Below are 12743 nucleotides of genomic sequence, written 5' to 3' on the forward strand. Positions count from 1 at the left end.
TCTGCATAAATTAAAGAATCCCGTCGCGTCTTTGCTCTGCTACATCAGAATGATGTCGTACTGCTCCTGTGTATAAGTCGCCTCTGCCTGCACCTTGATGGGGCGGCCGATAAATTCCTCCAGTGCCGCAAGGCTGGTGCTCTCCTCGTCCAGGAGTTTCTCCATGACCTGCGATGACGCCAAAACCACAAAGCGTTCGGCGGGGTAGGCACGGGTTTCGCGGACGATCTCGCGGAGAATTTCGTAGCAGATGGTTTCTGCGGTTTTCATGAAACCGCGGCCATGGCAGTAGGGGCAGGGTTCGCAGAGGGTCTGGCGCAGACTTTCGCGAGTGCGTTTGCGGGTCATTTCCACTAGGCCCAGAAAGGAGATCTGGGTGATGTTACAGCGGGTACGGTCGCTCTGGATGGCCTTTTCCAGTGCGCGCTGGACGCGGCGTTTGTGCTCTTCGTCTTCCATGTCGATGAAGTCGATGATGATCATGCCGCCGATGTTGCGCAGGCGCATCTGCCGGGCGATGGCGGCAGCCGCCTCCAGATTGGTCTTGAAGATGGTTTCTTCCTGATTGCGCCGCCCCACGAAGCCGCCGGTGTTGACGTCCACCGTGGTCAGCGCCTCGGTCTGGTCGATGATGAGGTAGGCACCGGACTTGAGGGTAACCCGGCTTTGCAGGGCGCGCTCAATTTCGTCCTCGACATTATAAAGATCGAAGAGCGGACGCTCGCCGCTGTAGTGCTCGATGCGATCGGCGACTTCCGGGGTGACGCCCCGACAAAAGGCCAGGGCGGCATCGACGGTTTCCCGCGAATCGATGCGTACCCGTTGAATGTCGTCGGACATCACATCGCGCATCATGCGCATGGCGAGGTTGAGGTCGCTGTGAATCTGGCCGGGGGCCGGGCTATGCTCCAGTCGGGCGCGGATGGAGTCCCACAGGCGCCGGAGAAAATCGATATCGCCGACGAAATCGGTCTCTTCTACGCCCTCCGCGAGAGTGCGGATAATGTAGCCGCCAGCCTCTTCGGGCGGGATCGCGGATTTGAGCTGTTCCTTGAGCCGGAAACGTTCTTCAGGCGATTCAATGCGGGTGGAGACGCCGATGCGCGGCACAAAGGGCATGTAAACCAGATAACGTCCGGGTAGGGTGATGCGGGTGGAGAGGCGCGCGCCTTTGCTGCCGAGAGGGTCCTTGATGACCTGCACCACCACTTCCTGCCCTTCGTGGAGCAGGGCACAGACGTTGCGAACCTCGTGGTGACCGGCACGGGTTTCGATGTCCGTCTCGCCTTGCACCTCCTCGCTGTCATCCTGAATGTCCGTAGCGTGGAGAAAGGCGGTTCGTTCCAGGCCGACATCGACGAAAGCGGCCTGCATGCCGGGCAGGACGCGGCGGACGATGCCTTTGTAGATATTGCCCACCAGACCGCGATGACCGCTGCGCTCAACCTGGAGTTCCTGGAGGACGCCGTTATCCACCAGTGCGACGCGGATTTCCTGGGGGGTGACGTTGATCAGCAGTTCTTCGCTCATGGTTGTCCTGAGAGGTAAGGGGTGGAGAGGCCGCAAGCGGCAAGCATCTCAGTCGTTTCAAAAAGGGGCAGGCCCATGACGCCGCTATAGGATCCTTGCAAACCGCTGACAAAGACCGCGCCGATGCCCTGAATGGCATAAGCCCCGGCCTTGTCAACCGGTTCGCCGGTATCCCAGTAGGCGCGCATCTCCGTGCTGGCAAGAGGGCGTAAGCGCACGGCGCTGCTGCACAGGCGCAGAGTCACCTGGTCCCGATGGAGCACAGCGACAGCCGTATGCACCTGATGCCAGAGGCCACCGAGTGCCGCATACATTTGCATGGCTTCCGCGAAGTTGCCGGGCTTGCCGAAGCTGCGATCCCCTAACGCCACGACGGTGTCTGCCGCCAGGATGATGGCTTCCGGGTTGGCCGGACCCGCAGCGAGTGCTTTGCTATGGGCCAGGCGCTGAGCGAGGGCAGCCGGAGTCTCGCCGGGTCGCGGAGTTTCATCCACGGCGGTGACTAAAATCTCCGGCGCGTAGCCCAACTGCTGGAGCAGGGCCAGGCGACGCGGTGAGGCAGAGGCGAGAATCAGGCGGGTCACGGGGTCGGGCTGGCGTTCACCAACAGCAGTTCGGCGGTCCCCGAACTGAGGCCGACGCCGGTGGCCAGTGCCAGCACCGTACCGGGGATACCATTGTGGCGCAGAGTGCGGAGAATGGTTTCGGCGCGTTGGGTGGCGACATTGGCGCCCAGGGGCTGGGGGGCTACCCGCACGAGTATTTCACTGGCTGCCGTCTGCTTGAGGATGCCGGAAATAGCCTGCAAACGCTGTTTACCGTCAGCGGAAAGCCGGGTATCGCTGCCGAACAAGCTGTTTACCGGCATGGTGACATGTACCCCGTCGCTGGCGGCTCGGACCTGGGCGTATACCATCAACGCCTTGCCGTAGCCGGGCTGCGTCGTGAGCGGGCTAGCGGCGACGCCTGGGATGGGTGTGGCGCCCTGCTGCTGCGCCAGCCCGGCCAGACGCTGTTCTTCAGACTGCAACATCTGCTGCTGCTGCTGGATTTCGGCTTGCAGGTGCTGGGTCCGGGCACCGCTCATGGTTTTGCTCGCCAGTTGTTCGCGCAGCTTGCCGTATTCGTTCTGTAGCGCCTGGTGCTGGCGGGTCAACGACTGCACCTGCTGTCGCAGGCCGCTGAGCCGGTCTTGTTCTGCCGCCTGTTGACGTTGTTCGCGGAGACCGGCGAGGCGCGCGTTAAAAATGGCGCGATCGACCTGGAAAAGCACAGGGTTGACCTGATCGCTGGTCATCATCCGCAGGCTGCTGTGCAGGCCGGACAGGGTGGCGGGAGGTATGGGCGGGCCGCTGCGCTGGGCCTTTTCCAGGCGCTGGAGGGCTTGCTGCAAGGCCTGCGTGGTGGCGATATCGGCCACCGCTATACCGGGCAGCGCAAGGAGCAGGACGACGGCGGTGAAGTGACGGGCGCGCATCATGAAGCCTCCTTGGCGATTTGTGCTTTGGTGGCGTCAATTTGCTGGTGGGTCGTGGCAATCTGACTCTGCAAATTGCCGATCTGACTTTGCAGCGCTGCGCGCTGACTGTTCGGGGCCGCATTCAGGCGGGTCTGAATGTTGTCAAGCAGGACCCTGGCGAGCAGGGTCTGCCGCTCGGCATACACATGATCGCCGCGCGTAACCGCTTCCCGTGCGGCGTTCAGTGCCTTCTCTACCGGTGCTAGTTGCCGCATGTTGACCGCAGGCGAGAGGGCGAGAATGCGCTCCCGGCCCGCCTGTACGGCAACTGCGTCAGCGGCGCTCTGTTGCGGGTTGACCTGTACCATCTGCGCGCAGGCGCTGAGGCCCAGACTCAGGGCCAGTGCCATCCCCAGGCGGGGATAGAGACTTCGGTTCCATAGCGTATTCACGTCAGCGTCACTCCTCTCCGCCACGATGATAAGGTAACCGGGCCTGAATGCTCCAGGCCCGGTATAGTTGTTCAGCCAGCACGACGCGCACCACCGGATGCGCGAGGGTCAGGGGCGACAAGGACCAGCGCCAGTCCGGTTGCAGGGCGGGATCGAGACCTTCGGGGCCGCCGATCCATAGTGCCACATCGCGTCCACCAGCGAACCATGTGTCGATGCGCTGCGCTAAGGCTTCGCTGTCCAGACGCTTGCCACCCACTTCCAGCGCTACCCGCTCGGCACCGCCGGGAGTGGCTGCCAGAATTCGCTCGCCTTCTTCGCGCCGCCAGCGTACCGGGTCCCCGCTGCGCCCGCGTCGAGCCAGCGGGAGCGCGCGCCACTCGACGCGCATTTGCGGCGGCATCCGTGCGGTGTATTCGGCGACGCCCGCCTCTACCCATGCCGGCATTTTGCTGCCGATGGCCAGCACCCAGAGGCGCATTGCGGATCAGCGCCCCTCGTTTTGGCCACGCAGTTGCGGGAGCTCTCCCCAGAGCCGCTCCAACTGATAAAAATCGCGCACTTCCGGACGCATCACATGGACGACGACGTCACCGAGATCTACCAGCGCCCAGTCGCCCACAGTGAGGCCTTCCTTGCCTATAGGCTTTACGCCTTCCTCGCGCATGCGGGCCATCACGGCGTCGGCCAGCGCCCGCAGGTGGCGGTCGGATGTGCCGGAGGCAATGATCAGATAGTCGGTGATGTCGGTCTGCTTGCGGACATCAATGCTCTTGATGTCGAGCGCTTTGTGTTCATCCAGAACGGAGATGGCCAGGTCGCGGAGGGTTTCTGCTGTCGCCAAGTGTTATGATCCTTTGTGTCGGGTTACGGGCTATGGTAGAGCCCTTCAGCGTCAATATAATCCAATACTTCGTCCGGTAACAGGAAACGCGGACTGTGATGACTGGCGAGCAGACTGCGGATGCTGGTGGCGGAGATCTCCAGCGCGGTGACCGTGTGGAACAAAATGCGCCCGGCTGGCGTCTGACGCAGGGTGCTGACATCTTCACAACGGCGCTGATAGAGTGCCTGACGCAGGGCTTCCGGTAATTCGGCGGCGGGCCAGCCGGGGCGCCCGGTAACAATGAGGTGGGTGAGGTCCAGAATATGCTGCCACCGGTGCCAGGTGTCGAAGCGCAGAAAGGCATCCATGCCGATGACCATGGCGAGTACCGCATCTGGGCGTTGCTGGCGCAGGGCAGTGAGGGTGTCGACGCTGTAGGACGGCCCTTCCCGCTTCACTTCCCAGGAGCTGACTGTGAACTGCGGGTGGTGGGCGACGGCGATGCGGGTCATGGCCAGACGATGGCGGGCATCAGCCCACGGGCTTTGGCGGTGCGGTGGGTGCCCGGCCGGGATCAACATCACCTGTGTAACGCCAAGGGCCTGCCGCACTTCTTCCACGGCGCGCAGGTGCCCGTAGTGGATAGGGTCGAAGGTGCCGCCGAGGATGACCAGATCATCATGTGTGGAACGGTGCATAGGCGGAATATAACCAAGGGTTGCCCGGGAGGGAAGTCGGCGCGCATCGAAGTGCGCCAGGCGTGCGGAGATTAAGGGGTGGTGCAGCCCGTCGCGCTCACATTGCCATCGAGCGAGCCGATTAGCGCGGGCAGTGCATGTATGGCGATGCCATGTTCCAGGGTCATCTGCGGGCCGGTTTTATCCTTTGTTGCGTTGGCGGCAGACGAATTCTTCTGGCAGAAAAGCAGGGTTGGTGTCGCTTCTTCGCCGCTGGCCTGCAGCAACGTGGTGTTGGTGTTGATGGCTGCCACGTCCTTTGGGGGAATCTGCGCCAAGGGCTGGGTGCCGCCTTCCTCGGTATGGTCATTAAATCTTTTCTCATTATTCGCCCAGGCGACTGCCGGGTCTTTGGCGGCGAGAATCGTGGCGGCCTTGGCGGCACTGGAGTCTTTCAGAAAGCCGACCGGGATTAATTTTACCCGGAGCTGCCCGTCGGCGACGGGTTTTTGTAACGCTTTCCAGAGCAGATGGCAGTAAATGCAGTTGGGATCCATAAACACCACGATCAGCGGGCCGGCATGACCTATCGTGAAGCCCGGTGCCTTCAGGGCCGCCGGGGCGAGATGCTCGGCAGGGACCTTCCTGGGTTGGGCCAGATACCTTTTTGTGGCCGTTTGGGTGATGTCGTGGCCCTTATCGTTCACCACCGGGCCGAGCAGGAGGTAGCGGTTGGACAACATCCAGAGTATGCCCTGCTGATGCTGGCTATTCTCGGCGACGATGCCGGTAAGTTTTTGGGTGGGACCGGGAAAAACCTTGACCACATGGGCCTGGCCATGGAAGTTGCTTTGCACCAGATGCTCCGCAGATTTGAGATTCGGGCTGGTGGTTGCACACCCGGCGAGCACTAGTGGGCCGAAAAGCAGCGCCGCTAAACGCAGCCCTGCGGCTCTTCTGAATGCAATGCGCCCTTTTGTTCTGCTGCGCTGATCTTCATCTGCCATGCCCACTCTCCCCAATTTTTGCAAAACGAATCTCGCCAGAGCGTAAATACTAGCAAATGCGCTGGAGTCTGGCACATCAGCCCGCTGGTGTTTGGTTTGCTGAAAGTTTGTCGCTATGCTCAGGACAATGCCCACTCCGGTCAGGGGTAATGGGCGCTCATGGAGTGCATGTCATGACTTTAACGATTCCTGCTCCCGGCCGGGAGGATCCCGCCGCCGATATACCTGGTATGGCGGTACTGGCGGGGGGCTGCTTCTGGTGCGTGGAGGCGGTGTATCTGGATCTTGCCGGGGTGACGCGGGTGGTGTCTGGTTATACGGGCGGCGCGGCGGAGACGGCGAACTACCGGGCGGTGTGCGGTGGTGCAACGGGCCATGCTGAGGCGGTGGAGATTCACTACGATCCGAGGCTGCTCTCTTTTGGCCGTTTGTTGCAGGTCTTTTTTGCGGTGGCCCACGATCCGACGCAGCACAACCGGCAGGGGAATGATGTGGGGACGCAGTACCGCTCCGCCATATTTACTCTGAACGATGCGCAGGCGGTGATGGCGCGGGATTATGTGGCGCAGATCAATCAGGCGGGTGTTTTTGCGGCTCCCATCGCCACCGAAATCACGCCCTTGACGCATTTTTATCCCGCCGAAGACACCCATCAGGATTACGCCCGCCGGCATCCCGATCAACCCTATATTTGTGCGGTGGCGCTACCGAAAGTGGAAAAGCTGCATGCGCATTTTCCGCAATTGTTGCGTAATATTTGAAGGAGATTATAGCGATGATCTGTTCATCTGCGGGATTTGATCTAACCCCGATTGAGGCTGATAAACGTGCAGAAATGGCGCGGGGATTGTCTGCCGAGGTGCGTCATGTGCTCTTTGAGCATGGTACGGAGCCGCCTTTCTGCGGTGGACTGCTGCATGAAAAGGGTGATGGGACTTTCGTCTGCGCGTTATGCAGCCTACCGCTGTTTCGTTCTACAGCCAAGTTTGAGTCGGGGACCGGTTGGCCGAGTTTCCGGGAGCCCTATGCGCCTGACCACCTCTGCGAAATTCGCGATGCCAGTCACGGTATGGTCCGCACGGAAATCCGCTGCGCCCGTTGTGATAGCCATCTGGGGCATGTATTTCCCGATGGTCCGACACCGACGGGACTGCGCTATTGCCTGAATTCGGCAGCGTTGCGCTTTGAAAAGGCCACGTAGTTTCCATTAAACGGTATTGAACGCCTTAATACCAGTCCGAAGATGAAAAGGGTGGTGAATGTCGTTATTGAGCGACGGAAGAGCCGGGTGTCGCAATCCCTCTACAACGGATCAATAAACGATAGATTTTAATCCCATGCTATCGATGATTTTCATTTCGCGTGTCGCCACAGCTCATTTTCTTTTTGTTGCCTTAGGGCGACGAAAGTACGGTTCAGTATGGTCAACTATTGGACTGACAGCGCGAAAAACAACCGATAGCGGCTATGGCACGATATCTGCTTGGTTACATGGTATATGGTTTAGGGAAACCGCCAAATCATGGAGTTTTATCGTGTTAAAAGATGCTGATGCCGTTAACATTTCCAGATCACCGCTACTTCGCGGTGAGGTCCCGCATACCACAACACCCGCCCTGACGCAGCGCTACCTGGACCACTTGGCGTTGACACCCGCACAGCGGCATTGGGTAGAAGAGGAAATTACACAGGTGCCAAGTGGTGCGGGAAATGGTAACGCATTCATTGCACTACAGGCCGCGCTCGGGTCCCTCGCGGAGGGGGATGAACTGCATGCGAGACTGACGCTCTCATTGCCCGCCACGCGTCACGCTGAGTATCCTGCGGCATGGTTGCGTCGTCAGCAAGTTCCGGTGATTCACCGTTCGTCGATGGCCTCAAAACCGTTTCTGCGTTCTCCGCAAGATGCATTGCGGCACTTTTTCAGTCAGCAACCCGTCGCTTCAACAATAGGTGACAGCCTCAAAGCTACTTTTGTCTTGCCAGCACGTCGTACCTCTGCACGCGGTAAAAGGATGGTCAGAGCTGCCGTCGTATGGGGCATTATCCTGATGGGTGGCCTGACCGCCCCGGCATTTGCGCATGCCCACGGGGATCACGTCCAGATCAATCCCAGCTCCGCAACGCAACAGTTGACGAACGGGGACTGAAGCATACTTTGGGGAGTGCGGCGCGATGGCTTGCAAGAAGCCATCGCGCCGCACGATCTATTCAGGTTGTTATTGTCTGACGCCTAAGACTTCTTGCTGCGCTGCAGCAGATAGGTCCAGGTGTCGCTGAGGGCGTGGTCACGCGATTCCAGAAAGACGCGAACGTTGGTCGGATGATCCGCTGGTGGCAGGATCTGGGCCCGCCACTGCCACTGATGATTGGCCGGGTCGAAGCGTACCGCGGAATGGATTAAACGGGTGCCCGGCCCCACGGAAATATGCGCCTGCACGGGGGTGTTCGCTGGGAGTCGGCCTAAACCGCCACCCGCGAAATCTACCACAATACGGCGGCTCCCGCCGCTGTGCGGCACGGTCCCAAAATAGGTCGCGACGGGGTGCCCCCCTGGTGGCAGATCGGCGGCGTCACGCAAAAAATTCAGGCGATAACTAACGGAAAAGGCCTGCCCCGGTTGCGGCGGATGCTGCGGTACCCAAAACGCCACGATATTGTCAAGATTGCGGTTATTGGTAGGTAATTCCACCAGCTCTACCTGCCCCTTTCCCCAATCGTTCAAAGGCTGAATCCAGACACTCGGACGCTTCTGATATTGCGTGTAGATTCCCTCATAACTGGTGAATCGCCGATCCTGCTGAAACAAACCAAAGCCCTGCGGATGCGCCAAGGTATACCGTGTGACCTGCGTATACAGTGGATTATTCAATGGTCGGGTAATCCACTCACCATCACCGTTGGCCATAATGAGATCGCTGGAATCATGCTGTTGCGGATGCCAGTCCCCAGCGCGAATGCCGCGTCCACGGCCATGCCAGAACATGCTGGATAACGGCGCGATTTCCAACTGGCGAATCTTCTTGCGCGGATACAGGACCGCGTGGACGCGGATATGCGTGTTCTTGCCGGGGGTAACTTCAAAGCGATAGGCGCCGGTTATCAACGGACTGTTGAGCAACGCATAAATCGTCAGATGATGCACGCCAGGCTTTGGGCGCTGTAGCCAGAATTCCTGGAAATACGGAAAAATTTCACCGGAGGGCAGCGCGGTGTCAATCCCGAGTCCGCGTGCCGAGGTGCCATAAACCGCATCTTTGTTCACCGCCCGAAAATAGCTCGCACCAAGAAAAGACAGAAATTCATCGTGCTGCCGCGCATATCCCGTATCTTTAACAAGGAAACCCGCATAGCCTCCATTTTTGGGGATATGGACCTTTTTCGCCAGCGCGCCCTCGACGGAAAAGGTCTTCGAATCATAGCGAATGGGATACACCTGACCGTTGCGAATCACATTGACGCGCACGGGATGATCAAAGGTGCCGCCCAACGGGTAAAATAAGACTTCGAAGGGAAAACCGTCGTGCTTCCACAGTGGATGAGTATCGAGTATATGCCCATACGCCTGCGGACTTAGTTGGCGCAGGCTTTTACTGGCCTCCACCGGGCGCGGATGCCAGGCCCTCTGAGCGAGATCATGAGCGTCATGCACCACCTGACTGAAAGCGAATGGTATTGCTGCAGCACCCGGAGAAACAGCCGCGAGCAGCGCCCCACAACACAGGGGAAGCACGATGATACGGATATTGAATTTTGATTTGCTGATAGTCATGCAGATAGATCCAGCAAGTTATATGCCACCAGGCGTAGGTCACTAATTTTCTGTAAAAATGGCTTAATTGAGGCTATAGGCGCGCAACCATTTTCGTCGCCTGGGAACAACAAAATAAATAACCTGCGCGCAATTGCAGTAAATTCTTATGTATTTGAGTCCACTTAATAATTAGCGCTTTTCAGAGGGGGAGAAGAGAAATTTAGTCGTTATGTGTGGATGTCGCTCGTTGGCGACAGATGACGGCGAGCAGGGTATTTGCAGATAAACGCATGCCTGTGGAAAACTCTGCTATGGTGCCAGGAGAGTAACCATAATCCCTGGTCTGAGGGCGTCGCCGGCATGAATTGTCATAAAAAAGTCATGTAACCTTCATGCTAATGTCACATAAGCCAGTTATCCTAACCGGAGCCGCAATCTAGCCCCGCATTAAGGAGAACTGCATGAGTCAGTCCACGGGCACGCACGTAGTCCAACTCCGTGTCATCGACACCCCCGCTCAACATTGCTCGGTGAGCTTCTTCCATCTGTGCGTCGCGTGCATGGTGCGCATGGAGTTTCCGCCATGTTATTAATTTTATTAAACAGCGCTGTTGCGCACGCGGTACATGTGCTACGTGCGGCAATGTTTGCGCAGACGCGACCCTCCTCGCCGATGCGGACCGGATCACCACACGGCCCACGGATCCTGTTGCTGGTGAATGCACGGACCAACGGTAAAACGATCATCTCCGTTGAAGTGGCTCTGGAGCGCACTGGTGGCCAGGTAATACGGATCATGGAGCGCTCTAAAGCGGAGCAGTTGGTGCGGCGCTGGGACCCTGAAGTCCTGGTTCTGCTCGGATGGTCTGCCACGACAAGTGACTGGGTGCGGCATCTGCAATTCGCGCCGCGTGCGGGCGATCTGCCCTTCCTGGTGGTCGGCAATAGTGCGGTAGACCATGAAGAAACACACGCTGTAGCAGCTCTGGAAGTAGGTGCACAGGCGTATATCCCTGCCAGTATGGGGCCGGAAATCTTAACCGCTCAGGTCTGCGGTCTCCTCAAGAAGCTGCGCACACAGGCGCCTGCCCGGGTGGTTAAAGAGGAAAACCTCTGCATCGATTTGGTGTCACTGCGGGTCTGGATATTGGGACAGGAAATTCATCTGCCGCGACGGCTTTTTTATCTGCTTTATTATTTCGCCACCCATCCGGACGAGGTCGTTTCCAACGATCAGATCGCCGACATCCTGTGGGAGGGTAAGGGCACTTATCTCGCTCCTAATACCCTGGTGGTCAAGATTTATCGTTTACGCAAGATTCTGGAAAGTGTTGGTGCCAAAAGCTGGCTGGAAACAGTGCACAGTTTCGGATACCGCTTTTCACCACCAAAGAATACGTAAAACGTCATAAAAATGTCATAACAACGTCATAAAATCAGCACCTCAGTGACACATGGATGCAATATTCGGCTGTTAGCATGGGGCTATTCCAAGAGGCAAAAGACCTCCACTTTTGATGTCGTCGGATACATCCCGGCGCATATAAAGAGGTAGCCGCATGAACACCGTAATACAAAGCCCGGCATACCCGTTGGTGTGTGCCGGGGCGGGACACATTTTGATTGCCCACGCCTTGCCTGATCGATTGTCTGCCTATATCGGGTTGAGCTTTCGGGCCAGTGGCCTGCATCGTTGTAAAGCCGCCTTGGGCACACAGCGACTCACTCCGCTTCGCTTTCTCGCCGGCAAACCGCCGGAAAGCAGTTGGATTGACCGGGAAGCACCATTCGGGTCGGTTACCCGGGCTTCCTGCCCGGTAACAGCCGTCGATTCATCCAAGGGTCCTGCCGCATCTACAAGTCGCGCAGGACGCTACCCCCAGCACCAATTTTTCTTCTTCCGCGCGCGCTTCGGCGCCGTTTCTTTCTGATATTTCAGGAGTCTTATTGATGAATACCGCTTACCTCATCCACCTCGCCAATTACTCCGACGGTGTGCTTTATGTGCTGGCCGGCCTTCTTGTGGTCGCCCTGGGCGTTATTGTCGACCGGTTCTGGTATCTGCGCCGCACCATGCTGCGCGGCACCGTTTTTGTGCAGGAGCTCGCCCAGCACGGACGCTTGGATCGCGGTGCCCTGCAAACCCTCGCGGATGCCGCAGGCGACCTGCCGGAGGCGGCGCTCTTGCAAACGGCGGCGAGCCACTCGGGACACGTGCAGGGCGATCCACTGGCCAGTCGCCTGGAGGAGAGCATCCTGGTCATGGCGCCGCAACTGGATCGTCGCCTATGGGTGTTGGACACCATCATCACCCTGGCACCACTGCTGGGACTTTTTGGCACCATCATCGGTATGTTTCACGCCTTCTCCATATTGGCCGCACCAGGACACGCACCGGCGGCGGTGACGGGCGGGGTGGCGGATGCCCTGGTCGCCACCGCCACCGGTCTCTTCATTGCCATGACCGGCCTGGTGGCTTTCAACGCCTTCAACAATCAGGTGCGGCAAATTCTGCTGCAGTTGGATTCGGTGAAGACCATGCTGCTCAACCGCATGGACGGACACCCGATCACCGACGGCGCGGGGAATATCCAGACCGCGATGCCGAAGATGGCAGCGACCGTGACGAGGGCGGGCTGATGGAACGGCGCTATTTCGAACAGAGGAAGGGGCGGGTCGAGATCATCCCGATGATCGACATTATGCTCTTCCTGCTGGTGTTCTTCATCATGATTACGTTGCAGATGATCCCGGACAAGGGGCTGAACTTGCAGTTGCCCGCCTCCAGTCAGGCGAAGCTGCTGCCGCACCCGCATTACACCATCAACATCGAGAAAGATGGGACGGTGGCGGTCAAGGGGCAGCACTATGATCTTGCCGGTCTCAGGCAACTGCTCGCCCGTGACGGCAACCCCGGCAAGACCCAGATCACCATCGCCGCTGATAAAGCCGTACCGTTTCAAGACTTCGTTCACGTCATGGATGCCTGCCAGAAGGCAGGGGTCAGTGATATTGGTATTGCCGCAAAACCCCGCTGA

Annotated in this window: 16 protein-coding genes; 7 read left to right on the forward strand and 9 right to left on the reverse strand. The window is 58.6% G+C overall.

Features of this window, described 5'->3' with window-relative positions:
- Positions 1-39: 39 nt before the first annotated feature.
- The 8 genes from rng to H2515_RS00490 all read right to left on the reverse strand — a co-directional run bounded on the left by rng (position 40) and on the right by H2515_RS00490 (position 5951).
- Positions 40-1530: a ribonuclease G gene (gene rng / locus H2515_RS00455; RefSeq protein WP_014027601.1), complete on the reverse strand. Its 1491-nt coding sequence runs from the start codon at positions 1528-1530 to the stop codon at positions 40-42.
- Entirely contained in the window at positions 1527-2114 is a 588-nt protein-coding gene (locus H2515_RS00460; protein ID WP_071182899.1) for a Maf family protein, read from the reverse strand. The genes rng and H2515_RS00460 overlap by 4 nt, the downstream gene beginning before the upstream one ends.
- The gene (locus tag H2515_RS00465; protein WP_198660653.1) at positions 2111-3010 is read right to left on the reverse strand and encodes a hypothetical protein; all 900 of its coding nucleotides are present in this window, start codon (positions 3008-3010) and stop codon (positions 2111-2113) included. Before H2515_RS00465 ends, H2515_RS00460 begins: the two co-directional genes overlap by 4 nt.
- The gene (locus H2515_RS00470) at positions 3007-3441 is read right to left on the reverse strand and encodes a hypothetical protein (protein ID WP_083386356.1); all 435 of its coding nucleotides are present in this window, start codon (positions 3439-3441) and stop codon (positions 3007-3009) included. The genes H2515_RS00465 and H2515_RS00470 overlap by 4 nt, the downstream gene beginning before the upstream one ends.
- 7 nt (positions 3442-3448) lie before the next feature.
- On the reverse strand, positions 3449-3922 hold the full coding sequence (gene rlmH / locus H2515_RS00475) for a 23S rRNA (pseudouridine(1915)-N(3))-methyltransferase RlmH (RefSeq protein ID WP_035194642.1): 474 nt from the start codon (positions 3920-3922) through the stop codon (positions 3449-3451).
- Between the two features lie 6 nt (positions 3923-3928).
- Positions 3929-4285 (reverse strand): ribosome silencing factor, encoded by a 357-nt coding sequence (gene rsfS, locus H2515_RS00480; protein ID WP_065412948.1) that lies wholly within the window; start codon positions 4283-4285, stop codon positions 3929-3931.
- 23 nt (positions 4286-4308) lie between these two features.
- Positions 4309-4965 (reverse strand): nicotinate-nucleotide adenylyltransferase, encoded by a 657-nt coding sequence (nadD, locus tag H2515_RS00485; RefSeq protein ID WP_014027607.1) that lies wholly within the window; start codon positions 4963-4965, stop codon positions 4309-4311.
- 71 nt (positions 4966-5036) lie between these two features.
- On the reverse strand, positions 5037-5951 hold the full coding sequence (locus tag H2515_RS00490) for a thioredoxin fold domain-containing protein (protein WP_198660654.1): 915 nt from the start codon (positions 5949-5951) through the stop codon (positions 5037-5039).
- Between the two features lie 173 nt (positions 5952-6124).
- On the opposite strand from H2515_RS00490, the gene msrA reads away from it, so the two are divergent.
- From msrA to H2515_RS00505, 3 genes are all read left to right on the forward strand, one after another.
- The gene (msrA, locus tag H2515_RS00495) at positions 6125-6712 is read left to right on the forward strand and encodes a peptide-methionine (S)-S-oxide reductase MsrA (RefSeq protein ID WP_065412951.1); all 588 of its coding nucleotides are present in this window, start codon (positions 6125-6127) and stop codon (positions 6710-6712) included.
- 14 nt (positions 6713-6726) lie between these two features.
- The gene (gene msrB, locus H2515_RS00500) at positions 6727-7152 is read left to right on the forward strand and encodes a peptide-methionine (R)-S-oxide reductase MsrB (protein ID WP_065412952.1); all 426 of its coding nucleotides are present in this window, start codon (positions 6727-6729) and stop codon (positions 7150-7152) included.
- A gap of 334 nt (positions 7153-7486) precedes the next feature.
- Entirely contained in the window at positions 7487-8101 is a 615-nt protein-coding gene (locus tag H2515_RS00505; RefSeq protein ID WP_071182905.1) for a hypothetical protein, read from the forward strand.
- 83 nt (positions 8102-8184) lie between these two features.
- Here H2515_RS00505 and H2515_RS00510 read toward each other — a convergent pair whose 3' ends face one another.
- Entirely contained in the window at positions 8185-9723 is a 1539-nt protein-coding gene (locus H2515_RS00510; RefSeq protein ID WP_035194652.1) for a glucan biosynthesis protein, read from the reverse strand.
- A 565-nt stretch (positions 9724-10288) separates the two neighbouring features.
- On the opposite strand from H2515_RS00510, the gene H2515_RS00515 reads away from it, so the two are divergent.
- The 4 genes from H2515_RS00515 to H2515_RS00530 all read left to right on the forward strand — a co-directional run bounded on the left by H2515_RS00515 (position 10289) and on the right by H2515_RS00530 (position 12743).
- Positions 10289-11107, forward strand: a complete 819-nt coding sequence (locus tag H2515_RS00515; protein WP_065412955.1) for a response regulator transcription factor — start codon at positions 10289-10291, stop codon at positions 11105-11107.
- A gap of 157 nt (positions 11108-11264) precedes the next feature.
- Complete coding sequence (locus H2515_RS00520; RefSeq protein ID WP_198660655.1) at positions 11265-11636, forward strand: hypothetical protein; 372 nt, start codon at positions 11265-11267, stop codon at positions 11634-11636.
- Positions 11637-11655: 19 nt separating this feature from the next.
- Positions 11656-12345: a MotA/TolQ/ExbB proton channel family protein gene (locus H2515_RS00525; RefSeq protein WP_198660656.1), complete on the forward strand. Its 690-nt coding sequence runs from the start codon at positions 11656-11658 to the stop codon at positions 12343-12345.
- Positions 12345-12743, forward strand: a complete 399-nt coding sequence (locus H2515_RS00530; protein ID WP_198660657.1) for an ExbD/TolR family protein — start codon at positions 12345-12347, stop codon at positions 12741-12743. The genes H2515_RS00525 and H2515_RS00530 overlap by 1 nt, the downstream gene beginning before the upstream one ends.

It is taken from the genome of Acidithiobacillus ferrivorans, from assembly GCF_016250455.1.
Lineage (GTDB): Bacteria > Pseudomonadota > Gammaproteobacteria > Acidithiobacillales > Acidithiobacillaceae > Acidithiobacillus > Acidithiobacillus ferrivorans.

Excerpts from the sequence above, each read along its gene's own strand:
- rng (WP_014027601.1), bottom strand. The coding sequence starts at position 1,530 with ATGAGCGAAGAACTGCTGATCAACGTCACCCCCCAGGAAATCCGCGTC.
- H2515_RS00465 (WP_198660653.1), bottom strand. The coding sequence starts at position 3,010 with ATGATGCGCGCCCGTCACTTCACCGCCGTCGTCCTGCTCCTTGCGCTG.
- rlmH (WP_035194642.1), bottom strand. The coding sequence starts at position 3,922 with ATGCGCCTCTGGGTGCTGGCCATCGGCAGCAAAATGCCGGCATGGGTA.
- nadD (WP_014027607.1), bottom strand. The coding sequence starts at position 4,965 with ATGCACCGTTCCACACATGATGATCTGGTCATCCTCGGCGGCACCTTC.
- H2515_RS00490 (WP_198660654.1), bottom strand. The coding sequence starts at position 5,951 with ATGGCAGATGAAGATCAGCGCAGCAGAACAAAAGGGCGCATTGCATTC.
- msrA (WP_065412951.1), top strand. The coding sequence starts at position 6,125 with ATGACTTTAACGATTCCTGCTCCCGGCCGGGAGGATCCCGCCGCCGAT.
- msrB (WP_065412952.1), top strand. The coding sequence starts at position 6,727 with ATGATCTGTTCATCTGCGGGATTTGATCTAACCCCGATTGAGGCTGAT.
- H2515_RS00510 (WP_035194652.1), bottom strand. The coding sequence starts at position 9,723 with ATGACTATCAGCAAATCAAAATTCAATATCCGTATCATCGTGCTTCCC.
- H2515_RS00515 (WP_065412955.1), top strand. The coding sequence starts at position 10,289 with ATGTTATTAATTTTATTAAACAGCGCTGTTGCGCACGCGGTACATGTG.
- H2515_RS00520 (WP_198660655.1), top strand. The coding sequence starts at position 11,265 with ATGAACACCGTAATACAAAGCCCGGCATACCCGTTGGTGTGTGCCGGG.
- H2515_RS00525 (WP_198660656.1), top strand. The coding sequence starts at position 11,656 with ATGAATACCGCTTACCTCATCCACCTCGCCAATTACTCCGACGGTGTG.
- H2515_RS00530 (WP_198660657.1), top strand. The coding sequence starts at position 12,345 with ATGGAACGGCGCTATTTCGAACAGAGGAAGGGGCGGGTCGAGATCATC.